The 24067-nt window shown below is 67.4% G+C and carries 28 protein-coding genes and 1 pseudogene; 15 read left to right on the plus strand and 14 right to left on the minus strand.

What is annotated here, in order from left to right:
* On the minus strand, positions 1-1221 hold a 1221-nt coding region (locus tag QOI01_RS27370; protein ID WP_526386299.1), incomplete at its 3' end, for a UvrD-helicase domain-containing protein.
* A gap of 120 nt (positions 1222-1341) precedes the next feature.
* Between QOI01_RS27370 and QOI01_RS27375 the strand changes: the two genes are divergently transcribed.
* Together QOI01_RS27375 and QOI01_RS27380 are read left to right on the plus strand one after the other, a co-directional pair.
* Positions 1342-2124 carry an alpha/beta fold hydrolase gene (locus QOI01_RS27375; protein WP_526386323.1) on the plus strand — a complete coding sequence of 261 codons (783 nt, stop codon included), beginning with the start codon at positions 1342-1344 and terminating at the stop codon, positions 2122-2124.
* 2 nt (positions 2125-2126) lie between these two features.
* Positions 2127-2423 (plus strand): MGMT family protein, encoded by a 297-nt coding sequence (locus QOI01_RS27380; RefSeq protein WP_526386300.1) that lies wholly within the window; start codon positions 2127-2129, stop codon positions 2421-2423.
* On the opposite strand, the gene QOI01_RS27385 is transcribed toward QOI01_RS27380, so the two are convergent.
* The 3 genes from QOI01_RS27385 to QOI01_RS27395 form a co-directional block, all read right to left on the minus strand.
* The gene (locus QOI01_RS27385; RefSeq protein ID WP_526386301.1) at positions 2420-3274 is read right to left on the minus strand and encodes a TIGR02569 family protein; all 855 of its coding nucleotides are present in this window, start codon (positions 3272-3274) and stop codon (positions 2420-2422) included. The two genes, QOI01_RS27380 and QOI01_RS27385, sit on opposite strands and share 4 nt — an antisense overlap.
* Before the next feature lie 36 nt (positions 3275-3310).
* Positions 3311-4489 (minus strand): adenylyltransferase/sulfurtransferase MoeZ, encoded by a 1179-nt coding sequence (gene moeZ, locus QOI01_RS27390; RefSeq protein ID WP_526386302.1) that lies wholly within the window; start codon positions 4487-4489, stop codon positions 3311-3313.
* 181 nt (positions 4490-4670) lie between these two features.
* The gene (locus tag QOI01_RS27395; protein WP_526386303.1) at positions 4671-5705 is read right to left on the minus strand and encodes a DUF3152 domain-containing protein; all 1035 of its coding nucleotides are present in this window, start codon (positions 5703-5705) and stop codon (positions 4671-4673) included.
* Positions 5706-5886: 181 nt separating this feature from the next.
* Between QOI01_RS27395 and fasR the strand changes: the two genes are divergently transcribed.
* Entirely contained in the window at positions 5887-6585 is a 699-nt protein-coding gene (gene fasR, locus QOI01_RS27400; RefSeq protein WP_526386304.1) for an HTH-type transcriptional activator FasR, read from the plus strand.
* Here fasR and QOI01_RS27405 read toward each other — a convergent pair.
* Positions 6582-6842 (minus strand): DUF3107 family protein, encoded by a 261-nt coding sequence (locus QOI01_RS27405; protein WP_526386305.1) that lies wholly within the window; start codon positions 6840-6842, stop codon positions 6582-6584. The two genes, fasR and QOI01_RS27405, sit on opposite strands and share 4 nt — an antisense overlap.
* A gap of 233 nt (positions 6843-7075) precedes the next feature.
* Here QOI01_RS27405 and QOI01_RS27410 point away from each other — a divergent pair, with 233 nt between their 5' ends.
* The gene (locus QOI01_RS27410; RefSeq protein WP_526386306.1) at positions 7076-7846 is read left to right on the plus strand and encodes a hypothetical protein; all 771 of its coding nucleotides are present in this window, start codon (positions 7076-7078) and stop codon (positions 7844-7846) included.
* Positions 7847-7856: 10 nt separating this feature from the next.
* Here the strand turns inward: QOI01_RS27410 and QOI01_RS27415 are convergent, their stop codons facing one another.
* Complete coding sequence (locus QOI01_RS27415; RefSeq protein ID WP_526386307.1) at positions 7857-8561, minus strand: ferritin-like fold-containing protein; 705 nt, start codon at positions 8559-8561, stop codon at positions 7857-7859.
* Between the two features lie 258 nt (positions 8562-8819).
* Here QOI01_RS27415 and QOI01_RS27420 point away from each other — a divergent pair, with 258 nt between their 5' ends.
* Positions 8820-10385, plus strand: coding sequence for a DEAD/DEAH box helicase (locus QOI01_RS27420; protein ID WP_526386308.1), 1566 nt, complete (start codon positions 8820-8822; stop codon positions 10383-10385).
* 31 nt (positions 10386-10416) lie between these two features.
* Entirely contained in the window at positions 10417-11655 is a 1239-nt protein-coding gene (locus QOI01_RS27425; protein WP_526386309.1) for an Rv3212 family protein, read from the plus strand.
* Here QOI01_RS27425 and QOI01_RS27430 read toward each other — a convergent pair whose 3' ends face one another.
* Positions 11656-12480: a ParA family protein gene (locus QOI01_RS27430; protein WP_526386310.1), complete on the minus strand. Its 825-nt coding sequence runs from the start codon at positions 12478-12480 to the stop codon at positions 11656-11658. It lies immediately after the preceding gene.
* Between the two features lie 116 nt (positions 12481-12596).
* Between QOI01_RS27430 and QOI01_RS27435 the strand changes: the two genes are divergently transcribed.
* From QOI01_RS27435 to QOI01_RS27445, 3 genes are read left to right on the plus strand one after another with little or no spacing between them, the layout of a single operon-like run.
* Positions 12597-13208 (plus strand): acid phosphatase, encoded by a 612-nt coding sequence (locus tag QOI01_RS27435; protein WP_526386311.1) that lies wholly within the window; start codon positions 12597-12599, stop codon positions 13206-13208.
* Between the two features lie 14 nt (positions 13209-13222).
* On the plus strand, positions 13223-14293 hold the full coding sequence (locus tag QOI01_RS27440; protein WP_526386324.1) for an isochorismate synthase: 1071 nt from the start codon (positions 13223-13225) through the stop codon (positions 14291-14293).
* Positions 14290-14772 carry a GNAT family N-acetyltransferase gene (locus QOI01_RS27445; protein ID WP_526386312.1) on the plus strand — a complete coding sequence of 161 codons (483 nt, stop codon included), beginning with the start codon at positions 14290-14292 and terminating at the stop codon, positions 14770-14772. Before QOI01_RS27440 ends, QOI01_RS27445 begins: the two co-directional genes overlap by 4 nt.
* Here QOI01_RS27445 and QOI01_RS27450 read toward each other — a convergent pair.
* Complete coding sequence (locus tag QOI01_RS27450; protein ID WP_526386313.1) at positions 14724-15149, minus strand: hypothetical protein; 426 nt, start codon at positions 15147-15149, stop codon at positions 14724-14726. The two genes, QOI01_RS27445 and QOI01_RS27450, sit on opposite strands and share 49 nt — an antisense overlap.
* Positions 15150-15239: 90 nt before the next feature.
* Here QOI01_RS27450 and QOI01_RS27455 point away from each other — a divergent pair, with 90 nt between their 5' ends.
* Entirely contained in the window at positions 15240-16199 is a 960-nt protein-coding gene (locus tag QOI01_RS27455; protein ID WP_526386314.1) for a diacylglycerol/lipid kinase family protein, read from the plus strand.
* A 246-nt stretch (positions 16200-16445) separates the two neighbouring features.
* Positions 16446-16700 (plus strand): transcriptional regulator WhiB1, encoded by a 255-nt coding sequence (gene whiB1 / locus QOI01_RS27460; protein ID WP_526386315.1) that lies wholly within the window; start codon positions 16446-16448, stop codon positions 16698-16700.
* A gap of 84 nt (positions 16701-16784) precedes the next feature.
* Here the strand turns inward: whiB1 and pdtaS are convergent, their stop codons facing one another.
* Together pdtaS and QOI01_RS27470 are read right to left on the minus strand one after the other, a co-directional pair.
* A complete protein-coding gene (gene pdtaS, locus QOI01_RS27465; RefSeq protein ID WP_526386316.1) occupies positions 16785-18284 on the minus strand; it encodes a two-component system sensor histidine kinase PdtaS in 1500 nt (499 codons plus the stop codon).
* Between the two features lie 37 nt (positions 18285-18321).
* The gene (locus tag QOI01_RS27470) at positions 18322-18537 is read right to left on the minus strand and encodes a biotin/lipoyl-binding carrier protein (RefSeq protein ID WP_526386317.1); all 216 of its coding nucleotides are present in this window, start codon (positions 18535-18537) and stop codon (positions 18322-18324) included.
* Positions 18538-18685: 148 nt separating this feature from the next.
* Between QOI01_RS27470 and QOI01_RS27475 the strand changes: the two genes are divergently transcribed.
* The gene (locus QOI01_RS27475) at positions 18686-18778 is read left to right on the plus strand and encodes a 50S ribosomal protein bL37 (protein ID WP_003882799.1); all 93 of its coding nucleotides are present in this window, start codon (positions 18686-18688) and stop codon (positions 18776-18778) included.
* Here QOI01_RS27475 and rsrA read toward each other — a convergent pair.
* Both rsrA and QOI01_RS27485 read right to left on the minus strand, forming a co-directional pair.
* On the minus strand, positions 18775-19089 hold the full coding sequence (rsrA, locus tag QOI01_RS27480; RefSeq protein ID WP_526386318.1) for a mycothiol system anti-sigma-R factor: 315 nt from the start codon (positions 19087-19089) through the stop codon (positions 18775-18777). The genes QOI01_RS27475 and rsrA overlap by 4 nt on opposite strands.
* Positions 19086-19736, minus strand: a complete 651-nt coding sequence (locus QOI01_RS27485; RefSeq protein WP_526386325.1) for a sigma-70 family RNA polymerase sigma factor — start codon at positions 19734-19736, stop codon at positions 19086-19088. Before QOI01_RS27485 ends, rsrA begins: the two co-directional genes overlap by 4 nt.
* Before the next feature lie 209 nt (positions 19737-19945).
* Here QOI01_RS27485 and QOI01_RS27490 point away from each other — a divergent pair, with 209 nt between their 5' ends.
* Both QOI01_RS27490 and QOI01_RS27495 read left to right on the plus strand, forming a co-directional pair.
* The gene (locus QOI01_RS27490; RefSeq protein ID WP_526386319.1) at positions 19946-20437 is read left to right on the plus strand and encodes an aminoacyl-tRNA deacylase; all 492 of its coding nucleotides are present in this window, start codon (positions 19946-19948) and stop codon (positions 20435-20437) included.
* A gap of 9 nt (positions 20438-20446) precedes the next feature.
* The gene (locus QOI01_RS27495; RefSeq protein ID WP_526386320.1) at positions 20447-21295 is read left to right on the plus strand and encodes an SDR family oxidoreductase; all 849 of its coding nucleotides are present in this window, start codon (positions 20447-20449) and stop codon (positions 21293-21295) included.
* Here the strand turns inward: QOI01_RS27495 and QOI01_RS27500 are convergent.
* Positions 21292-21753, minus strand: a pseudogene (locus QOI01_RS27500) (MDR/zinc-dependent alcohol dehydrogenase-like family protein); the annotation flags it as partial. The gene QOI01_RS27495 and the pseudogene QOI01_RS27500 sit on opposite strands and share 4 nt — an antisense overlap.
* A gap of 360 nt (positions 21754-22113) precedes the next feature.
* Complete coding sequence (locus QOI01_RS27505; RefSeq protein WP_526386321.1) at positions 22114-22902, minus strand: SOS response-associated peptidase; 789 nt, start codon at positions 22900-22902, stop codon at positions 22114-22116.
* 36 nt (positions 22903-22938) lie between these two features.
* Between QOI01_RS27505 and QOI01_RS27510 the strand changes: the two genes are divergently transcribed.
* Positions 22939-24067: 3-phosphoshikimate 1-carboxyvinyltransferase (locus QOI01_RS27510; RefSeq protein ID WP_526386322.1), on the plus strand; the 1129-nt coding region annotated here is incomplete at its 3' end.

The following is a 24067-nucleotide window of genomic DNA, read 5'->3' on the forward strand; positions in this document are numbered from 1 at the left end:
CTGCTGCTCGACGGGGACGCCCGCCGCCGTCAGTGCGCGCGCCAGTGCCGCTCCGGCACGCGGTACCGACCTCACGATGACCGCCATCTCGGACCACGGCACGCCGTCGACCAGATGCGCCCGGCGCAGGGCGTCGGCGATCACCGCGGATTCCGCACGCTCCGTTGCGGCGATCCGCACTGCCAATGACCCCGGCCGGTCGTCGGCCGCGGTGAGGTGCCTGGCGTCGTCGACGCCGGGCAGCCTGGCCGCGATACCCGAAACGGCTCGTGCTATGGCTGATGCACATCGGTGCGAATCGGAGAGCACGATGGCGGGATGCTCACCGGCGCCTAGCAGCGCGGGGTCGGCGCCGCGGTAGCCGAACACCGACTGATTCGGATCGCCCGTGATCATTGCGAGCTCGGCACCGGCCGCCAGCACGCGGACCAGAAGGGCCGCCTGGGGATCGAGGTTCTGCGCATCGTCGACGAGTAACAGACGGATTCTGCCTCGCTCGGCAGCCAGCAGCTCGGGGTTGGCGGCGAACGCCTCCAGGGCCGCGCCGACGAGTTCGGCCGCGCCCAGTGCGGGGACCGTCGCCTGCGGAGCTGCCATGCCGACCGCGGAGCGCAGCAGCATCACCTGTTCGTACACCTGCGCGAACCGACCGGCGGCCACCCACTCCGGACGGCCTGCGGCCCTGCCGACACGTTGCAGCGCAGCGGGTTCCACCCCCCGTTCGGTGCAGCGGGCCAGGAGGTCTCGCAGCTCGTTGGCGAACCCGACTGTGCCGAGGGCAGGCAACAGATGCCGGGGCCAGGCCACCGAGGCATCGGCTCCGTCCTCGAGATCACCCGCGAGCAGCTCGCGGATGATGCCGTCCTGCTCGGCGCTGGTGACCAGCCGTGGCGGCGGATCACCGTTGCGCTGGGCCGCCAACCGCAGCACCGCGAACGCATACGAGTGGACGGTGCGCACCATCGGCTCGCGTACCGCGGAGCGTCCGGAGTCACCCAACAGCGCTGCGGTGACCGCGGCACGGGCGTGCGCGCCGAGCCTGGCCGAACCCGTCAGCAGCAGAACGGATTCCGGATCGGCACCGTCGGCGATGCGTGCGGCCGCCGTCTCGACGAGCAGCGAGCTCTTCCCGGTACCCGGCCCGCCGAGCACGCGCACGGTGCCACGCACACCGGGTTCGGTCAGCACGGCGGGCGACAATGCAGTGCGTGGCGCGGGCATGAACGAATGACACCACGGGGGTACGACAAGATCGCGGTGCTGGGGGTCCCCCCGCTTGCGGGGGAGAGCGAAGCGACCGGGGAATGTGGTGGCGGACGGGGTCGTGGCAGCATCGACGACGTGACCTCTCCGCTGCACACGTACCGCTTCGGCCCCGCTGAACCCCCTCGGGCACTCCTCATCCACGGCCTGACGGGTTACGGCAGGCGGTGGGAGTCGCTGGCCACCACCCACCTTCCCGAGGTGAGCATGCTGGCCCCCGACCTGCTCGGCCACGGCCGGTCTTCGTGGGACGCTCCGTGGACGATCGAGGCAAACGTCACCGCCCTCGGCGCCCTGGTCGACGCCGAGGCAGGGGGTCCGGTGGTCGTGGTGGGCCACTCGTTCGGAGGAGCTGTCGCCCTGAATCTGGCTGCAACGCGGCCGGATCTGGTGTCCGGGTTGGTGCTTCTCGATCCCGCGGTGGGTCTCGACGGCGGGTGGATGCGCCAGATCGCCGACGACATGTTCGGCTCCCCCGACTACACCGACCGCGCCGAGGCCCGGGCCGACAAGTTGGACGGATCGTGGGTCGAGGTGGACGAACGGGACCTCGATCGCGAACTCGACGAGCACCTCGTCGACCTACCGAACGGGCGCGTCGGATGGCGTATCAGCCTGCCTGCCGCCATGGCGTACTGGAGCGAGTTGACCCGGCCGGCCCTCACGCCGCGCGACGGCACGCCGACGACCCTCGTCCGCGCCAAGCTCACGCAGCCGCCCTATGTCACGGACGAGCTGACCGTCGCCCTCGATGCCGCCCTTGGTGCGGATTTCACGCTGCACGAATGGGATTGCAACCACATGGTTCCCCTCGCCATGCCCGCGGAAACCGCGGCACTGGTCCGAGACCACGTGAGCTGACGATGGCCGCCATCACCGACGACCAGGTGGAGACCGTGCGCGCGTTGGTCGCCTCGATACCGGCGGGCAGGGTGTCGACCTACGGCGACATCGCGGCGGCCGCAGCGCTTTCCAGTCCCCGCATCGTCGGGTGGATCATGCGGACCGATTCCTCGGACCTGCCGTGGCACCGGGTCATCTCGGCGTCGGGCAGGCCTGCCCACCACCTCACCACCCGGCAGCTGGAACTACTTCGCACGGAGGGCGTGCTCGCGAAGGACGGCCGCGTGCCGCTGCGCGAGGTCAGGCACGAGTTCTAGAGGATCAGCCGCACCAGCGCGGCCGTGCGGGCCAGGCCGGGGAACGCGGCCGCCGTCGAGCGCGGATGCAGCGCGTGTACTGCCAATCGGAATATCAACGCGCGCAACAACATCTGGGGCCACTCGGGCAGCGGCGCCCATCGTTCGACGAGACCGTCGTCCGCCTCGCCCCACGCCAGCGCGTCGACCACGACCACACCCGCCGCCCACGACGCGGGCCGCCAGTACGGGGTGATGTCGGTGATGCCGGGGGCCGCGGTGCCCGCGAACAGCACCGTGCCGTACAGGTCACCGTGTACGAGTTGGGTAGGACTGCGCGTCGGGCGGCGAAGCATAGCCAATTGAGAGATCAGTTCGACCGAGCGCTGACCGTCGGCCCCCCCGGGAGCAACCATCGCACCCGGTGGCAACGTGTGCAGCGGCCGGTCCTCCCACGCTGCGCGGTCCGCGGCGATGAACACGTCCACGTCGGACCACGGCGCACCGGGCGGTTGGGTCAGGAATCGCGGTCGCTCCAGCTTGGCCGTGGCCTCGTGCAGTCGCACGGCGGCGGAGACGACCTCGTCGTGGCGCGGCTCCGGTGTCCCCGTTACGAAGGTGTCCGCGCGCCACCCCGCGACGACGTAGCGCCCGTCGGTCGAACGGACCGGCCTCGCCAGCCGGACCCCGTCGACGAACAACGTCTCGCGGACTTTCGCGGACCACCCGGCCCTGGCATTCTCGGCGACCATCGACAGCACGACCTCGCCACAGCGCCAGCCGCCCTCCCAGCCGGAGCCGAGGGGGACGGGCCGCACGCCCGTCAGGCCGAACGCCGCCAGCACGTGATCAGGCGGCATGTCGGCACTCACGGGCACAGCCTAAGGCGTTGCCAGGCTAACGAGCCGTCAGTACATCACCATGTCGGGCTCGAGTTGTCGCGCCCACGCCACGATGCCGCCCTGCAGGTGTAGCGCATCGGAGAACCCTGCCTTCTTCACCGCGGCCAGCGCCTCGGCGGAACGGACCCCGGTCTTGCAATACAGCACCGGCGTCCGGTCGTGCGGCAGTTTCGCCAAGCCGTCGCCTGCCTCGAGAGCCGACTTGGGGATCAACTCGGCCCCGTCGATGTGGTTGATGTCCCACTCGACGGGCTCGCGCACGTCGATCAGCGCGACCTTGCGGCCCGAATCCAGCATCTCGCGCAGCTCGCGCGGCGTGACGGTCGAGTCCGCGGCAGCCTCGGTCGCCGCTTCCGACACGACGCCGCAGAACGCCTCGTAGTCGATCAGCTCGGTGATCTTCGGCGTCTCTGGGTCCTTGCGGATCTTGATGGTGCGGTAGGTCATGTCGAGCGCGTCGTAGACCATCAGCCGGCCGAGCAGCGGCTCGCCGATACCGGTCAGCAGCTTGATCGCCTCGGTACCCATGACCGAAGCGATGGAGGCACACAGAACGCCGAGCACGCCGCCCTCGGCGCAGGACGGCACCATTCCCGGTGGCGGCGGTTCGGGATACAGGTCGCGGTAGTTCAGGCCCAGACCGTTGGGGGCGTCCTCCCAGAACACCGACACCTGTCCCTCGAAGCGGTAGATCGAACCCCAGACGTAGGGCTTGCCCGCCAGGACCGCGGCGTCGTTGACCAGGTACCGCGTCGCGAAGTTGTCGGTGCCGTCCAGGATCAGGTCGTACTGGCTGAACAGATCGATGGCGTTGTCCGGCTCCAGCCGCACTTCGTGCAGTCGCACCTTTACGAGCGGGTTTATCTCCTTGATCGAGTCCCTCGCGCTCTGTGCCTTTGAGCGCCCGATGTCGGATTGGCCGTGGATGATCTGACGCTGCAGGTTGGATTCGTCGACGACGTCGAACTCCACGATGCCGATGGTGCCCACGCCTGCGGCGGCGAGGTACAGCAGTGCCGGCGAGCCGAGCCCTCCCGCGCCGATGACCAGCACCCGGGCGTTCTTGAGCCGCTTCTGACCGTCGACGCCGAGGTCCGGAATGATCAGATGGCGGCTGTAGCGCGAAACCTCTTCACGCGTGAGCCCTGCTGCGGGCTCAACCAGCGGCGGTAGCGATGTTGACACCGGGTCGCTCCTCGAATCGAAGTCTTGGGCCAGTGACGATCACACCAGGCATACCCATTCAACGGCAATCCTGAAGGTTCACTTCCCGCAGGTGGTACGTCGAGCGCGAGCGTGCACGGTCTGCCATGGCCGATCGGCGTGTCGCGTACCAACGCGCACAGTCGCGGAAGAAGGCGAATGGTCAGGCGATGGGATACGGCCACGGGTTGAAGCGGCACGTCTTGCCGTCGGCCTGCACCGATTCCGGGTCGAACCTGGCGTCGTCGTCGTTGTTGGTCGAGAACGTCTGCTGCATCATCACCGGCGCCAGCGCCCCGTCCTCGGCGCACGGCTCGTGTTTCTGATATCCGATCGCGTGCCCGACCTCGTGGTTGACGACGTACTGGCGGTACGAGCCGATGTCCCCCTGGAACGGCACCGCGCCACGCACCCAGCGGGCCTCGTTGACGAACACCCTGGACTGGTCGTTCGAATACGCAGGGTTGTAGCAGGACGCCTCGAGCGGGATGTCATAGCCACATCCCTCGCGCACCGTCATGGGTGATGACAGCGAGACGCGGAAGTCAGGGTGGCCCTGGGAGGCCTCGTCGATGCGGGTGAAGGCGATCTGCGGGTTGTGGGTCCAGCTCTTCGGGTTCGTCAGGGTTTCGCTGACCATCTGCGCGAATGCCTCGTCACCGCCGATGGCCGTGGTGTCGATGCCGTCCTCGACCTCCACGGTGTAGGTGAAGGACTTCGTCGTGCCCTGGCCGACCTTGGGCGAGGTGCCGGGCACGATGTGCCAGGTCTTGGCGCCAACCTCGGTGAACGGGCCGCCGTCGGGCAGGATGCCGGTCGGCAGGTTGGCGTCGAACTGCGTCATGCCCTTGGGCGGGGCTCCGATGATCCCCGTGCTGGCAGCGCCAATGGTCGGCGGCCCCTGGGCGGGTCCCTCGACGTTGACCGGTTGGGGGGCGCCCATGCCCGTCACCGTCTGGTAGACGACGAGCACGGTGATCGCCGCGAGGATGGGAAGGGCATACGCACGCCAGCCATAGGTGGAGACGAACCGGCCCAGCCACGTCTGTTTTCGCCACTGCTGGTGCTGGTCACGATTGGAGCGCGGCCGACCCGCGTCTTCGGCCAACGGATCGCGCTGCGCGCGCAAGGGTTCCCTCCACTCGTTGCGCAGAACGGGCTGACGACCGCCCCCGCCACGCCCCGGGTCGTAGGTCACCGAACCAGAATGGCACAGCACGGGCGATGACAAGCCGTGGCGCGCCACCTGCGCCCCGACCGCAGATGACGCAATGGCCCGACCGGCGGTAGTAGTGTCGACGGATGGAGCGCCGGATCGACCGGCTCGTGCCGGCCCGGTCAGCACCCGATAGACAGCACCGCAGCCAGATTGAGGACTGATGAGCGACATCGCCAACACCGCCCAGCGGCAGGGCGGACAACCGGCGAGTGGAGACGGTTCGACGAGTGGTTCCTCCGGCGGCTCCACCGGTGCGAATAGACGCGGCAACCGCCTGCCCCGTGACGAGCGACGAGGACAGCTCCTGATCGCCGCCAGCGAGGTCTTCGTCGACCGCGGCTATCACGCAGCGGGAATGGACGAGATCGCGGATCGGGCAGGCGTCAGCAAACCTGTTCTCTACCAACATTTCTCATCGAAACTCGAGCTCTATCTGGCAGTTCTGCAACGGCACGTGGACAACCTGGTGTCGGGTGTGCGCCAAGCGCTGCGCACCACCACGGACAACCGCGAGCGGCTGCGCGCAGCGGTGCAGGCGTTCTTCGACTTCGTCGAGCACGACGGCCAGGGTTACCGATTGATCTTCGAGAACGACTACGTGACCGAGCCTCAGGTCTCAGCGCAGGTCAAGGTAGCCACCGAGTCCTGCACCGACGCAGTGTTCGAGCTGATCAGCAGCGATTCCGGGCTGGAAGCCCACCGCGCCAGGATGATCGCGGTCGGGTTGGTCTCCACCAGCGTCGACTGCGCGCGGTACTGGCTGAACTCCGACCGGCCGATCTCAAAGGACGACGCGGTCGACGGCACGGTGCAGTTCGCCTGGGGCGGACTGTCACACGTGCCGCTGGCCCGCTTCTAGCCGGGCTTGTCGGGAGTCGCCGCGGCCGTGGCCCCGATGCCGAATCCCACCCGCCGACCGTCGGCTGCGCCGATCTCGACGTAGGCGATCCTGGAGTTCTGAATCAGGAAGCGACGGCCCTTCTCATCGGTGAGGGCCAGCACGCCCGAGTCCTTGCCAAGCGCCTCGGTCACCAACTCCTCGACCTCGACGGGTGTCTGCGCGCTGCTGAGCACCAGCTCGCGCGGACTGTCGGTGACGCCGATCTTGACCTCCACGCTGGACCCTTCCCTTCGATGATGGTTCTCCTGAGCAGGCTAGTGGACGGGCCGCGTCGAGCGCGCCAGCGGCCGCGCGACTTCGCTTGAAGCGAAGAGTCAGCGCCCGAATCGGCCGGCGAACCAACCGAGTCCTGACCGTGACCTGACGGCCCGCGCGTCAACCTCGTGCGTCACACCAGCCTCGCTAGCATCGCTGAATCGACAACGAAAACGACCAACGGGATATCGGCATGGACAGGCCTTACTCAACGAATTCACCGACGTCACGGACCGCTACCCGCGGCGCCAGGGCCGGTGGACTCACCGACCTCGAGACCAACCTCCGCCACGAGAGCGACGTCGGTGACTACGACTCGTACGACTCATACGAGGGCGAGGACTACGACGAGGACTACGACGACGGCTACGACGAGATCTACGAGTACGAAGACCCCATCGACCGCCGCTGGATCTGGGTCGCCGGAGTCGCCGGAGCAATCCTCTTGATCGCCGTGATCTGCACGGTGGTCATCCTCGGCGGAGGAGACAGCGGCTCGGTGTCCAAGACGATCATCGCGACCACCGCGACGACCCCTCCCGTCGCCACGTCGACCGCACCTCCCGTCATGACGTCGGCAGCGCCTCCCCCCGCACCAGTGGCACCCCTGTCACCGGAGACCGTCACCACGGTCGCGCCGAGTCCGAGCCCGACGGCGAGCGCCGACCCGGCGCCGGCCGCGGCAGTGCCCTCACCGAACGCGATCACCTACCAGGTGACGGGCACCCGCCAGCTCCTGGACCTGGTCACCGTGATCTACACCGATGCACAGGGCGCTCTGCAGACCGAGTTCAACGTCGCGCTGCCGTGGTCGCGAACCGTGACGCTGGATCCCGGGGTGCAACTGAAGTCGGTCACCGCGACCAGCTTGACCGGTCAGCTGAACTGCTCGATCACCGATGGCTCCGGTGCAGCGATCGTCGCCCAGGCGACCAACTCGATGATCACCACCTGCACGAAGTAGCAGCGCCCGCCTAGCCAAGACCGAGTTCGCGCACCCGCGCGTTGTGGGTGTTCTGAAGCCGCTCGAAGAACTCGGCGAGGCGGCCCAGCCCTTCACCACTGGACACGACGAGATCGACCAGTTCGTCGTGCTCGGCGAGCACGTACTGGGCCTGAGTGATGGCCTCGCCCAGCAGCCGGCGCGACCACAGCGCCAGCCGGTGACGCTGCTTGTCGCTCGCGGTGACCGCCGCCCTGACCTCGGCGACGACGAACTGCGAGTGACTCGTTTCGGATAGCACCGCGCGCACCACGTCGGCCGCCTCACCGGGGAGTGCGTCGGCGATCTCGAGGTAGAAGTCGGCAGCGAGCGCGTCGCCGATATAGGTCTTCACCAACGCCTCGAGCCAGGTGCTCGGCATGGTCAGACGATGGTAGTTCTCAAGCGCGGAGGCGTATTTCGTCATCGCGGACACGATGTCGACGCCCCGCTTCGCCAGCGCATCCCGCAGCAGCTCGTAGTGGTTCATCTCGGCCGCGGCCATGCTGGCCATGTTGATCCGACCGGCCAGGTTCGGCGCCATCCGCGCTTCGTCGGTAAGCCGGTAGAACGCCACCACCTCGCCGTAGGCCAGAACGGCGAAGAGCTGGTTGACGCCCGGATGCTCGACCGACACGCCCGTCGTCGCGGGATTCACCGTCTGCTCGGATGAGGCCGCAGGCTGCGTCGGAGTCATGGACCAACTCTAGACGGACTTCTGCCCGCCAAAGGGCGCGGCGAGAGCCCCGCGAACGGCGCCAGTTATCATGTAGATGGCAGTGGCATGTGATCGACCCCGCCACTACCGAGAAATGTGCGCGCACGATGTCGGCCCGCTTACTCGAAGTCTCAAGGATTCTTCCAGGAAGCCGAGGCCCCCAACGTTCCTTCGTCGAACTCGTGTGCGCGTGTGGACGCCGCGAGATTGACAAACGAAAGGTTACGTCGGCAACGCATGACTGAACTCACCAACACCTCTGACACGGATGCCCTGACCCCCGACATAGACGTTATCGTCGAAGCTCCCGAAGCAGCCCCGAAGACCACCACCTTCGCCGAGCTCGGCGTCCGCGACGAGATCGTGCGCGCACTGGCCGAGGGTGGCATCGAGCACACCTTCGCCATCCAGGAGCTGACCCTGCCGCTGGCGCTGGCCGGCGACGATCTCATCGGCCAGGCCCGCACCGGCATGGGCAAGACCCTCGCGTTCGGCGTGCCGCTGCTGCACCGTCTCGTCACCGACGAGACGCGGCCGCTCACCGGGATCCCCCGCGCCCTGATCGTCGTGCCCACCCGCGAGCTCTGCCTGCAGGTCCACGACGACCTCGCCACCGCGGCGAAATACCTCCAGGTCGGTGACCGCAAGCTGGCGGTCACCTCCATTTACGGTGGCCGTCCCTATGAGCCGCAGATCGAGGCACTGCAGAGGGGCGTCGACGTCATCGTCGGCACGCCCGGCCGGCTCCTCGACCTCGCCCAGCAGGGCCACCTGCAGCTCGGCGGCCTGTCGGTGCTGGTGCTCGACGAAGCCGACGAGATGCTCGACCTGGGCTTCCTGCCCGACATCGAACGAATCCTGAAGCAGACCCCCACCAACCGTCAGGCGATGCTGTTCTCCGCGACGATGCCGGACCCGATCATCACGCTGGCCCGCACCTTCATGAACCAGCCGACGCACATCCGCGCCGAGGCTCCGCACTCCGCGGCGACCCACGAGAACACCAAGCAGCACGTCTACCGCGCGCACGCGCTGGACAAGGTGGAAATGGTCAGCCGGGTCCTGCAAGCCCGCGGCCGTGGCGCGACGATGATCTTCACCAGGACCAAGCGAACGGCCCAGAAGGTCGCCGACGAACTCGCCGAGCGTGGCTTCAGCGTCGGCGCCGTGCACGGTGACCTGGGTCAGGGTGCACGCGAGAAGGCCCTCAAGGGCTTCCGCACCGGCGAGGTCGACGTGCTGGTCGCCACCGACGTCGCCGCGCGCGGCATCGACATCGACGACATCACCCACGTCATCAACTACCAGATTCCCGAGGACGAGCAGGCCTACGTGCACCGCATCGGGCGCACCGGCCGCGCGGGCAAGACCGGTATCGCGGTCACCCTGGTCGACTGGGACGAGCTGCCGCGCTGGACGATGATCGACAAGGCGCTGGGGCTCGACACACCCGATCCCGCCGAGACCTACTCGAACTCTCCGCACATCTACGAAGAGCTGGACATCCCGACGGACGTCACCGGCACCGTCGGTGGGGCCTCACGCACCAGAGAACCGTCCAAGCGACCGCCCCGCCAGGCTCGCGAGGTCACCGAGAAGCAGCCGCGCGACAGGGACCGCACCCGTCAGCGCACGCGTGGTGCCGGCAAGACGGCCACCGGTCACGTCGAGGGCACCGATCAGACCGCCGCACCGACCCCCGCCGATGGCGACGGCGCGCCCGCTGGTGACTCCGCAGGCCCCGCCCGGCGCCGCCGCAGGCGTCGTCGTCCCAGCTCCTCATCCGCGCCGACCGCCGGCTGAACCGAGGTACCCGCCGCCAGATGGTGAAACGGTGAAGATTCCCCGGTCGCTTCGCTCCCCCCCACCGGAACGCCGCACCAGGGGTGACATGCTGGCGGCGTTGGCAATCGTCGTGGTGATCGCCGTCGCCGTCGCACTGGTGTGGTGGAGTAGTGACGCGCGAGCGACCATCAGCAGGCCCGCGGCCGCCCGGGTGCCCGCGCTGGAGGCGGCCCGCCACGTGCCGTCGTCACTGCGCGAGCTGTGGACGACCGCCAGCCCGGCGACCACCCGGCCCGTCGTCGCGGCTGGGTCCGTCGTCACCGGCGCGGGACGCGAGGTCGACGGCCGCGATCCGGCGACCGGAAACATCCTGTGGAGCTATGCGCGCAACGTGGACCTCTGCGGCGTCACCTACGTCTACGACGACGCCGTCGCCGTGTACCCGGACTCGCGTGGCTGCGGACAGGTGACGACCATCGACGGCGAGACCGGCCGCCGCCACTACGCCCGCACCGCCTACGCCGACCCCGAGGTGACACTGTCCTCGGACGGCGCGACGGTGCTGTCAGCCGGTGACAGCAGGCTGGAGCTGTGGCGCTCCGACATGGTCCGGATGATCAGCTACGGCGCACTCGACGCCAGGATCAAGCCGAACGTGCCTGCTCAGCCATTGTGCCGACTGGCGTCCGCAGCCGCTAGCACGGCAGCCGTGTCGGTGCTGGAGGCGTGCCCCGGCAAGGCCGACCTGCGTCTGGCCCTCCTGAAACCGGCGGACGACGAGGATCAGCCCACCACCAAGTTCGTCGAGCTGCCCGGGGTTTCCGCCGATGGGGACGCGCGGGTGATCGCCGTGTCCGGCACCACGACCGCGGTGTACCTCCCGTCGCCGAACCCCGCCGTCAACGTGATCGACGACACCGGAACCACGATCGCCAGTACGGCGCTGCCGAGACCAGCGTCGCTGCAGGCCAAGGCCTCGCGCACGGGAGATTTGATCACCTGGTGGACCGGTGACAGCGTGATGGTCTTCGAGGCGAACGGGATGAGGTACAAGTTCACCGTCAGCGCGGTCGGCAGCCAGGCACCCGTCGGTCCGGCCACGCTGGTGGCAGGCAAGCTGCTGGTCCCCGTCACCACCGGCTACGACGTCTTCGACCCGCAGACCGGCGCAGGGGAATCCCACATCGACGTGAAGCGCCCACCGAGCGATACCGCGGTAGTGCCACAGCTGGCGGGCAAGACGCTGCTGGAGCAACGCGGCGACACCCTGGTGGCGCTCGGTCAGTGACTAGACGTCCGGGGCGTACGTCGGCAGCGCCTTGCCCGACTTCCAGTACTTGAGCAGCGCGTTGGCGAGTTCGCGATAGGCGTTGGCACCCTTGTTCTTTCGTCCCGCAAGCACTGAGGCACCCGACGCGCTGGCCTCGGCGAACCGCACCGTGCGCGGGATCGGTGGCGCGAGCACCACTAGACCGTAGCGATCGGCCACGTCGAGGAGCACGTCACGGCTGTGGGTGGTCCGCGAGTCGTACAGCGTGGGAAGCGCTCCCAGCATGTTCAGATCCGCGTTGGTGATCTGTTGGACGTCGTCGACCGTTCGCAGGAACTGCCCGACGCCACGGTGAGCCAGGGTCTCGCACTGCAGCGGCACGATCACGTCGCTCGCCGCGGTCAGGCCATTGAGGGTGAGAACGCCGAGCGACGGCGGGCAGTCGATGATGACGACGTCGAAACGCTCATCCGATGTCGCCGCCGGGGCGGCTCCGGCGCCCAACTTGGCCAGGGCGCGCTTGAGCGCGTACTCACGGCCGGCCCGCATCAGCAGCATCGCCTCGGCGCCCGCCAGGTCGATGTTGGCGGGCAGCAGCGTCATCCCCTCCGCCGTGGTTACCAGCGCCGTATCGGGCTCCACGTCGCCGAGGAGCACCTCGTGAATCGACACCGCCAGCTTGTCGGGGTCCTGGCCCAGAGAGAACGTCAGACATCCCTGAGGATCCAGGTCCACGAGGAGGACCCGTCGACCCTCCTCAGCCATCGCCGCACCCAACGACGCCACCGTCGTCGTCTTGGCGACCCCACCCTTTTGGTTGGCGACCGCTAGTACCTGCGTCATATCTCCCCGTCGCTTCGCTCGCCCCGGAATGTCTTCCCCGTCGCTTCGCTCGCCCTCCGAACGTGTTCATCCTGGCACGCGCGACCGCAGTTCGGGCATGCGGCACAATCGCGGGTGTGAGTGTCGAACGCTTTCGCCTTCTGTTGCTGCGACATGGCGAGACCGAGTGGTCGAAGAGTGGCAGGCACACCGGCCGTACCGATCTCGAACTCACCGCGGAGGGCCGCGAGCAGGCCTGCCTGGCCACCGAGGCACTGACCGACCTGCAGCTGCGTGACCCGATGGTGATCAGCAGCCCCCGACACCGAGCGCTGGTCACCGCCGAACTCGCAGGCCTGACCGTCGACGAGGTGACGCCCCTGCTGGCGGAGTGGGACTACGGCGACTACGAGGGCCTGACCACGCCCCAGATCCGCGAAGCCGTTCCCGACTGGACGGTGTGGAAGTACGGCTGCCCAGACGGCGAGACCGTTGCCGAGATCGGCGACCGCGCCGACCGCGCCGTCGACCTGGCGCTGTCACACATGGAGTCACGCGACGTGGTGTTCGTGGGACACGGCCATTTCTCCCGTTCGGTGATGACCCGCTGGATGGAGCTGCCCATCTCCGAGGGGATCCGGGTGTCCATGGCGGCCGCATCGATTGCGGTCTGCGGGTTCGAGCACGGCGTTCGACAGATCTCCGCCCTCGGTCTCACCGGACATACCAACCCCTGCCTGCCCGCGTGATCGAATCGTTCCTGATGGCCGGTCGCGACGGTGTCGTCGTCGCCGATGGCATCGGCACGGCGTACCCGCGGCTCGATGACGCGCGGGCGGCGCTGGCCTCGGGCGAGGCGCCGATCATCTTGGGCGCCTTGCCCTTCGACATGACGCTTCCGACTGCGCTGATGCGCCCCGATCGCGTCGGGTTCACCAATCTGCTGCCCGACTGGCTGCGTCGGGACATGCCAGAGGTGCGCATCGCCGAGACACTGCCGGCGCCCGCCGTTCATCGCGCCCGGATCGCCACGGCGCTGAAGCAGCTGCGCGATCCCGCGTCCGCACTGCACAAAGTGGTCCTCGCGCGGGCGCTTCGCCTCGTCGCGGACGACGCCATCGACGTCGGCACCATCGTGCGCAGACTGGCCCAGGATGCCTCGGCGACAACGTATTTCGTGGACCTCAGCACGGCGGGCGAGCGATATGCCGGCACGGCGCTGGTCGGGGCCAGCCCCGAGCTGCTGGTAGCCCGCCGCGGCGAGGCGTTGACGTGCCGCCCGTTCGCAGGGTCGGCACCACGCTCGACCGACGCCGAGGTGGACCTGGCCAACGGCGCCGCGCTGGCGGACTCCGCGAAGAACCTGCACGAACATCAACTGGTGGTCGACCAGATGCAGACGGCCTTGCAACCACTGTGCTCCGACCTTCGAATCGCATCGTCACCGGAGCTCAGCAGCACCTCTGAGGTGTGGCACCTAAGCACCCCGATCACCGGCCGCCTTCGCGACTCTTCCACCACCGCCTTGGATCTCGCCATTGCACTGCACCCGACTGCGGCAGTAGCTGGAGTGCCCACCGCGGACGCCATCGACGTCATCGGGAGCCTCGAGGGTGATCGTGGCTTCTACGCGGGCGCCGTCGGCTGGTGCGACGGCAACGGCGACGGCACGTGGGTGGTGTCCATCCGGTGCGCCGAACTGTCGGCCGACCGCCGCACCGCCGTGGCGAGGTCCGGCGGCGGAATCGTCGCCGAGTCCGATCCCGATGACGAAGTGGCCGAGACGAATACGAAGTTCCGGACGATCCTGACCGCGCTGGGAGTAAGCACGTGACCATCACCATCCGCAGGGCCCGACCCGACGACGAGGCCGTGCTGGTCTCCATGGTGCGCGAACTGGCCGAGTTCGAGCATGCCCTCGACGAGTGCACCGTGACCGAAAGTCAGCTGCGCCAAGCACTTTTCGGCGAGCCGGCCACCGTGCAGGCACACGTGGTCGAGGTCGACGGCCAGCCCGCCGCCATGGCGCTGTGGTTCTACAACTTCTCCACCTGGGACGGCGTCGCGGGCATCTATCTGGAGGATCTGTTCGTCAGGCCCGCGTTTCGCCGCCACGGCCTGGCCCGCGCCCTGCTCTCGACACTGGCCGGCGAGTGCGTCAGATCCGGTTACACGCGGCTCACCTGGGCCGTGCTCGACTGGAACACCAACGCGATCGCCCTGTACGACTCCGTTGGTGGCCGTCCGCAGAACGAGTGGATCACCTACCGCGTTTCGGGTGAGGAGTTATCGGAGCTCGCCGCGGGATCCTGAGCCGACAACCACTGCAGGGCAGACGGACTGAACAGCAGCGCCAGCGCGATGAACGCAACGAGGGCGACGGGTACGCCATAGGCCCACTGTTGGGAGCCCACGGCGATGTACCAGGCCACGGGCAGCAGGAGAAGCTGCGCGAACACCGCGATTCCGCGGCCCCATCGTCTGCCCGTCCACAACGCCCACCCAGCGGTGAACACCCCGGCCCCCATGACCACGAACCAGAGCGCGGTGCCGTACCCGCTGATGAACTTCTCGTGGGCGCCGGCGAGCGCGCGCGCCACCAGCACCACGGCCACGACCACCAGCGCGACGCCTTCCAGCGCCACCACTGCGGCCGCCTGGCGGATGGACGACGGCGAGGGCACGATCACACGGTCGAGGGTAGAGCGCACCCGGCGGGAGTGGACGGCGGGCGTAGACGGGCGCGTGCCCGATCGCCGTGCCGATTAGGGTTGAGCCCCGTGCGTGCCGTCCTGATCGTGAACCCCAACGCCACGTCAACCACCCCATCGGGGCGTGATCTGCTCGCGCACGCACTGGAGAGTCGTGTGAAGCTGACCGTCGCCCACACCGACCACCGCGGGCATGCCATCGAGATCGCCAGGGACGCCACGCGCGACGGCATCGACGTGGTCATCGTGCACGGCGGCGATGGCACGGTGAACGAGGTGGTCAACGGCATACTCGGCGATTGCGGCAAGGTGCCTCCCACCGGCGGGCCCGCGATCGGGGTGGTGCCGGGCGGGTCCGCCAACGTCTTCGCGCGAGCACTGGGCATCAGCCCCGACCCCACCGACGCGACCAACCAACTCGTCGACCTCCTCGGCGCCTACCGACGTGGCGCGGCGTGGCGCCGCATCGGACTGATGGACTGCGGCGTGCGGTGGGGGGTCTTCACCGCGGGCATGGGCGTGGACGGCGAGGTCGTGGCGGCCGTCGAGGCGCACCGTGAGAAGGGCCGCAGGGTCACCGCGTCGCGCTACATCCGGGTGGCGACGCGCGAGCTCCTGGCCAGCGCCCGCAAGGAGCCGTCCTTGACGCTGGAGTTGCCTGGCCGCGACGCCATCTCCGGGGTCCACTTCGCGTTCGTCTCGAACTCCAGTCCGTGGACCTACGCCAACACGCGCCCCGTGTGGACGAACCCATCGACCAGCTTCGAGACGGGGCTGGGCGTCTTCGCGACGACCAGCATGAACGTGTGGGCGAATCTGAGGCTGGTCGGCCAGATGGTCTCCAAGAAGCGCCGTTTGGAGGCCAAGCATCTGATCCGCGACGACGACGTTCCGTGGGTGCGCGTGACAGCCGACACACCCGTGGCATGTCAGATCGACGGAGATTACGTCGGTCAGCGCGAAATGATGACGTTCAGCGCGGTTCCGGACGCTCTGGGCGTAGTGGCGCCACCAGCAAAAGGCGTCTGACCTGCAGTCATGCTGAGATGGGCGCGGATTTAGGGCGCAACTGGTCTGAGTGTAGTACAAACGAATGAGGGGACTGATCACCCGGTCCCGCAGTGAGATTGCCCACGTGTTAACTCGCCGCTATTGACATCTGTTCAGCCTGTGAAAGCATCGGTTGCAACAGTGCAGAAACATTTGATGTGCACGCGTTAACAGCCGAAGAAAAGTTCGTGCGCCTTGCTGCGCACACGAATAGGAGTAAAGACTATGGATTGGCGGCACAAGGCGGTCTGTCGTGACGAGGATCCGGAACTGTTCTTCCCCGTGGGAAACAGTGGCCCGGCACTCGCCCAGATTGCCGACGCGAAGATCGTTTGCAACCGCTGCCCCGTCACGACGGAGTGCCTGAGCTGGGCTTTGGACTCCGGCCAGGACGCAGGCGTGTGGGGCGGCATGAGCGAAGACGAACGACGCGCACTCAAGCGTCGCAACGCCCGGACGAAAGCTCGCACCGGCGTCTAGCGCGCAGGAATTTCACAACATTCACGGCCTCGGTGAAAACCGGGGCCGTGAATGTTGTGTGACGTGCGTAATTCGCTCGAGCATTCATTGCGCGAGCCGAGGTCGCCTGCCGATGGGTACGCGCAACACGACGTCGGTGCCCCCGGTGGGCACGGCGTGCATGCCCAACGAGCCGTCCAGTTCCGCAGCCACCAGCGTGCGCACGATCTGCAGGCCGAGGCTGTCCGACTTCTCCAGGCTGAACCCCTCTGGCAGACCACGGCCGTCGTCGTGCACCACGACGTCGAGCCAGCGGGCCGAGCGCTCGGCCCGGATCGTGACGCTGCCGTTCTCGGACGCCGAGTCGTAGGCGTGTTCGATGGCGTTCTGCACCAGCTCGGTGATGACCATCACCAGCGCAGTGGCCCGATCGGCATCGAGCACCCCCAGATCGCCGACCCGGTTGATCCTTACGGGTCTGCCCACCGATGCGACGTCGTTCATGATCGGGACGATCCGGTCGACGACTTCGTCCAGGTTGACCTCTTCGTCGACCGACATCGACAACGCATCGTGCACCAGGGCGATCGACGACACGCGCCGAACCGACTCGATCAGCGCGTCACGTCCCTCGGCGTTGTTGGTCCGCCGGGCCTGCATCCGCAGCAGCGCAGCGACCGTCTGGAGATTGTTCTTGACCCGGTGGTGGATCTCGCGGATGGTCGCGTCCTTGGACAGCAGCGCGCGATCACGCCGTTTGACCTCGGTGACGTCGCGGATCAGCATGGCCGCGCCCGCCGCCTTCCCGTCGACCACCAGCGGCAGGGTGCGCAGTAGCACCGCAGCTCCCGCGGCGTCGACTTCCATCCGCATGCTCGACCCTCCCGCAAGCGAATCACGCACGTGGTTCGCCAGCTCCTGCGCCTCGAACGGGTCCGAGATGAGCGAACGCGTAACCGACACGAGGTTGTGGCCCTCGAGCTCGGCGTTGAGCCCCATCCGGTGATACGCCGAAATGGCGTTGGGGCTTGCGAAACTGATGTCACCACCGCCGTCGAGCCGGATGAATCCGTCACCGACGCGCGGGCTCGAACGTGACATCGCCAGGTCGCCGACGTTGGGGAAGGTGCCTTCGGACAGCATGTGCAGGAGCGCACCCGCGCAGTCGAGGTACGCGCGCTCCAACGGGCTGGCCTTGCGGCGGTCCGCCAGTGCCGTCTGGTGCGTGAGGACGGCCACCACCTGATTGCCGTGCCGGACGGGGACGGCCTCGACGTTGAGCCATTGACCTTCGGGTGAATTCTCTTGTCCCGCATCACTTTCGCGACCGATGTGCCCGGACTGAAATGCCGCGACGACGACCGGCATGTCGCTTGCGGTGTTGACGGTCCCGACTGCGTCGGCCAGCAGCACCGTCGGAGCGGTGTTGGGGCGGACCTGCGCGACGCACACCAGTGAACCGTCGTCGTGGTGGACCCACATCAGATAGTCGGCGAAGGACAGATCGGCGAGCAGTTGCCACTCCCCCACCACTGCGTGCAGGTGGTCCACGGCAGCGCCGGGCAGCATGGTGTGCTCGGCGAGCAGGTCACCGAGGGTCGACATTCGCTGCGATTCGGCTCGGCCTTGGGGCGCCGGCGCCCTAGCTGATCACGGCGATGAGATCGCCGGCCTGGATGACGTCACCGACGGAGACGCTGACCGTGGTCACGGTACCGGCGACTTCAGCGAGCACCGGGATCTCCATCTTCATCGACTCCAGAAGTACGACGATGTCCCCCTCGCCGATTTGATCGCCCTCGCTCACCACGACCTCGAGCACACTGGCCACGATCTCGGCGCGAACATCCTCGGCCATCTTCACCCCACTCGTCTTCTAGAGTTGCCTGTCGAGACTGCACAACGCGGTGCCTGCGGGTCTATCGAACCACACGACCGGGATTGGATTGCAGTGGCGCGAGCGTGAGACACTCCTCGGTAAGCAATTGACTCAATGGAGGACCATCATGGCCAAGCGTGGCCGTAAGAAGCGTGACCGCAAGCACTCGAAGGCGAACCACGGCAAGCGCCCCAACGCCGGCTCGAAGTCGGTGCGCTAGCCGCCACGGATGATGGTGGTGCGGCTGATCTCGATGCGCAGCCGCGCCCGCAGCGAGTCCGGCGCCTTGTCGCCGCTGCACTTCGTCGCGATCAGTCGCTTGACCCGCTCCTCGACCCCGTACTGCCGCAGGCACGTCGGGCATTCTTCGAGGTGATGCTTCAGCTTGTCCCGCGTCTCGATGGTGCACTCACCGTCGAGCAGCGTCCATACCTCGGCGATCACTGAAGCGCACTCGGGATGATCGGGGTCCACGGAGCCGACCGGCGGACGGAACGTGTGCTCTTGCGGGCGGGAGAAATCGTCGGTCACGAGGACACCTCTTCGGGCTCGTCGAGACGCGCACCTCGGATGAAGCCGCGATCCCGCGCAACGTCGGCGAGCAGTTCACGAAGCTGCTTGCGACCGCGGTGCAGTCGGGACATCACCGTCCCGATGGGGGTATCCATGATTTGGGCGATCTCCTTGTACGGGAAACCTTCGACGTCGGCGTAGTACACCGCCATCCGAAATTCCTCGGGCAGTGCTTGCAGGGCAGCCTTGATCTCGGTGTCGGGCAGGGCCTCCATCGCCTCGACCTCGGCAGACCGCAGGCCCGTCGACGTGTGCTGGGCATTGGCCGCCAACTGCCAGTCGGTGATCTCCTCGGTTGGATACTCCGCGGGTTGACGCTGCTTCTTGCGATAGCTGTTGATGTACGTGTTGGTCAGAATCCGGTACAGCCACGCCTTGAGATTGGTGCCGGCACGGAACGAGCGGAACCCCGAATACGCCTTGACCATCGTCTCTTGCAGCAGATCCTCGGCGTCCGCCGGGTTGCGGGTCATGCGCAGCGCGCCGCCGTACAGCTGGTCCAGCAACGGAATCGCATCTCGTTCGAACCGCGCGGTAAGCTCCGCGTCGGTCTCTACGGCTGGCTCTGCGGCCGCGGCGGGCGTTGACCCGTCGAGATCGGTCATCTGAGTCGACACCGTCCCTTCTGTCGCTGCACCGAAGAACGTCACCGGCAAATCCACCGGTCGTTCTAGGCAGGCCGTTGCCACCAAGGTGTCACCTTCCCTAGATCTTAGAGGCTGAGACCGACGCAGTCGTCGCTCGATGCCATTCGAGCAATTCAACAGCGGCCGCGGGAGCGGTGTTCCCCGGGTGCCGTCGCTATCGTGGCCCGATGGCCCGCGCAGCGACCCCGGCAATCGCCGCCCTGGTGAGCGCGGGTGTTTCGCACGACGTGCTGCGCTACCAGCACGACCCGCGAAACGAATCCTTTGGGGACGAAGCCGTCACAGAACTGGCTGCGAGCGTGGGCGCATCCGCCGACCAGATATTCAAGACACTGGTCATCTCGGTGCCGAAGGGGCTGGCCGTCGCAGTCCTGCCGGTGCCCAACAAGTTGTCGCTGAAGGGCGCCGCCGCCGCGCTGGGCGTGCCGAAGGCCGAGATGGCCGATCGCGCTTCCGCCGAGCGGTCCACCGGCTACGTCCTCGGCGGCATATCGCCGCTGGGCCAGCGCAAGCCGCTGCCGACCGTCATCGACGCCTCCGCCCTGAACTGGGACCGCGTGTTGTGCAGCGCGGGCAGACGCGGCCTGGAGGTGGCCCTGTCACCCGCCGATCTCATTCGTCTCACCAAGGCGGTGACTGCCGACATCCTGGCGTCCTAATGTGAGCGCATGTCGCTCTCAGGGAAGACCATGTTCATCTCCGGCGCCAGCCGCGGTATCGGGCTGGCGATCGCCAAGCGGGTCGCCGCCGACGGCGCCAACGTCGCCCTGGTCGCCAAGACCGCCGAACCGCATCCCAAACTCGAGGGCACGATCTATTCCGCGGCCAAGGACATCGAGGATGCGGGCGGCCAGGCGCTGCCGATCCTGGGCGACATCCGCGATGGCGAATCGGTGGAATCCGCCGTGGCGCAGGCGGTGGCGCAATTCGGTGGCATCGACATGTGCGTGAACAACGCCTCGGCGATCAATCTCGGATCCATCACCGAGGTGCCACTGAAGCGGTTCGATCTGATGAACGGCATCAACGTCCGCGGCACGTACGCGGTCTCGCAGGCGTGCATCCCGCACATGTTGGGCCGGGAGAACCCGCACATTCTGACGCTGTCGCCGCCGATCCTGCTCGCATCGAAGTGGCTCAAGCCGACGGCGTACATGATGGCCAAGTACGGAATGACGCTCTGTGGGCTCGGCATGGCCGAGGAGTTGCGCGCCGACGGCATCGCGTCGAACACGCTATGGCCACGGACGATGGTGGCCACCGCCGCCGTGCAGAACCTGCTGGGTGGCGCCGAGGCGATGGCGCGCGCACGCAAGCCCGAGGTGTACTCCGACGCCGCCTACGTGATCTTCAACAAGCCGGCCACCGAATACACCGGCAATGCCGTGCTGTGCGAGGACGTCCTGGTCGACTCGGGCGTGACCGACCTGTCGGTGTACGACTGCGTGCCCGGCTCGGAGCTCGGCGTGGACCTGTGGGTCGAGACGCCCAATCCCCCGGGATACACGGGTCCTTAGAACTCGATGATGCCGCGGATGTTTCGGCCTTCGCGCATGTCGGTGATCGCGTCGTTGATCTGGTCGAGCCGGTAGCGACGCGTCACCAATTTGTCGAGTTTGAGGTTGCCGTTGCGGTACATCGACAGCAGCATCGGCATGCTCGCTCTGGGATTCATACCGCCGTAGATCAATCCCTTCAGTGTCTTGCAGGACTGGATCATGTCGACCAGCACCAGCGGGACCATGCTCACTTCGAGTTTCGGAATGGCGGTCATCAGACACGTGCCACCCTTGCTGGTCAGCATCAAGGCTGCCGCCAGCATGTCGGCGGGAAGCACACCGGGCGTGAGCACCACGCGTTCTGCCATCACCCCCCTGGTGAGTTCCTGAACCAGGGGGAAGGCTGCCTCGATGGACGGGCTGGTATCCGTCGCCCCGAAGAACTTCGCCGTATCCCGTTTGAATTCAACGGGATCTGTGACATGAGCACCTCACTCGCCGGCGATGCGGGATAGGCGTGCGACTACCTAATTTGTCGCATGCGCCAATTTCAAGTACCGGGCTCGGAGGAGCCATCACCGCCCTGCACTCGCATCTACGCTGGCTCAGTGAGCTAGTCCCTGTGGGCGGCTGGTCGCTACGAATCGATGGCGGAGCGCATCGCCACCATCGCCGTCAGACCGTCGCCGACCTCGAAGTCGAAGTCGACGACGGGATGTTCACCTGGGAATTTGCCTCGCTGGATGCCGCACTGCACCGGGACGCTCTGCGCCCCCCGCCAAGGACGACGGGGTCGGCTTCGACACGCCCTACGTGGTGATCAGCGCCAGCCGACGTTAGAGGAGCGTCGCCTGCTCGGGCTCGGGCTCGGCAGGTTCGATCAGTTCGGGTCCGTTGTTGCGGACACTGTTGACCAGCCGGGAGACCTCGCGGATCGCGATGCGGTCGAGGTCGCCGTGGCCCCGCAGTAGCCCCTCGTCGATCGGGGCGTCCGGATCCATCCAGCGGTCCCAGTCGCGCTCGCTGATGGTCAGCGGCATGCGGTCGTGGATGTCGGCCAGCGGACCCGCGGACTCGGTGGTGATGATGGTGCAGCTGAGCAGCGGCGGCGCATCCCTGGGTGCGTCCTTGGGCCGCCAGGTCGACCACAGGCCGCCCATGAACAACAGCTCACCGTCCGCTCCGTACATGTAGAAGGGCTTCTTGGCGGCCGCCCGGCTTGATTTCTTTGGACCCGTCTTGCTCTCGCCGTTGGGTCGCCACTCGTACCAGCCGTCCATCGGTATCAGGCACCGCTTGCCCTTGGCGGAGTTGCGAAATGCCCCCGACGTGGTGACCGTCTCGGCGCGGGCGTTGATCAACAACGGCCCCTTGGTATCCGGGCCGCCGTCATCGCCGGACTTCGCCCACGGCGGGATCAGTCCCCACCGCATCAGCCGCACGCGGCGGGTCGACTCGTCGTCGGGCCCGGCATGCCTCTTGACCACGGAGCTGATGGTCGTCGTCGGCGCCACGTTGAAGTTCGGCTGCGGCGGATCCTTCTCGACCGGGGTGGCCTCGTCGATCGCCTTGATCTTCTCGGCGAGCAGCGCCGGGTCGGTCGTCACCGCGAATCGCCCACACATGCATCCCATGGTGACAGAAGTCGCCGACAAGGCAGGATGGACACCATGACAACGTGGCAGGCACCGTCGACGACGTCGCCCGTACACGCAGAAGTCGAGGTGCCGGGCTCCAAGTCGCAGACCAATCGCGCGCTGGTGCTCGCCGCATTGGCCACCCCGCAGGGCACGTCGACCGTCAGCGGTGCGCTGCGCAGTCGCGACACCGACCTGATGATCGGCGCGCTACGCACACTGGGAGTGTCACTCGAGGGCTCGGGTACCGAACTGTCGGTCAGCGGCGCGATCTCGCCCGCCGCCGACGCCCGAATCGACTGCGGCCTGGCGGGCACCGTGCTGCGGTTCGTCCCGCCGGTCGCAGCACTGGGCCGCGCGGTCGTCACGTTCGACGGAGACGAGCAGGCCCGGGCCCGCCCCATCGCTCCCCTGCTCGACGGGATGCGCGGGCTTGGTGTCCGTCTGGACGGCGACGCGATGCCGTTCCTGGTGCACGGCGAGGGTTCCGTGGCCGGAGGAACCGTGCACATCGACGCGTCGTCCTCGTCGCAGTTCGTCTCGGGCCTGCTTCTGTCGGGCGCGACGTTCGACGAGGGGCTGACTGTGGTGCACACCGGCGACTCCGTGCCATCCGCGCCACACGTCGCGATGACGGTGTCGATGCTGCGCGAGGCGGGTGTCATCGTCGAACACGGCGAGACGAATCGTTGGCACGTGCGCCCCGGACCGGTTGCGGCGCGGCGCTGGGTCATCGAGCCCGATCTCTCGAACGCGGTTCCGTTCCTGGCTGCCGCCGTGGTGACGGCGGGCACGGTACGCATCGCCGGCTGGCCCCGGGTCAGCGTCCAGCCCGCAGGCACCATCATCGACCTGCTGGCAACAGTGGGATCAACTGTGCAGCAGGGTGATTCACACCTCGGAGTGACGGGTTCGGAAGGCTACGCCGGGTTCGACGCCGACCTTCACGACGTCGGCGAACTGGCACCGTCGTTCGCGGCGCTGGCCGCACTGGCCGAGCGGGGGTCGGTGTCCCACCTCACCGGCATCGCACACCTGCGCGGGCACGAGACCGACCGGCTGGCAGCGCTGACCGCGGAGATCAACGGCCTCGGCGGGCACTGCGTGGAGACGGCGGACGGGCTGACGATCACCGCGACGCCACTGCACGGCG

The sequence above is a fragment of the Mycobacterium sp. genome (assembly GCF_032162605.1).
GTDB lineage: Bacteria > Actinomycetota > Actinomycetes > Mycobacteriales > Mycobacteriaceae > Mycobacterium.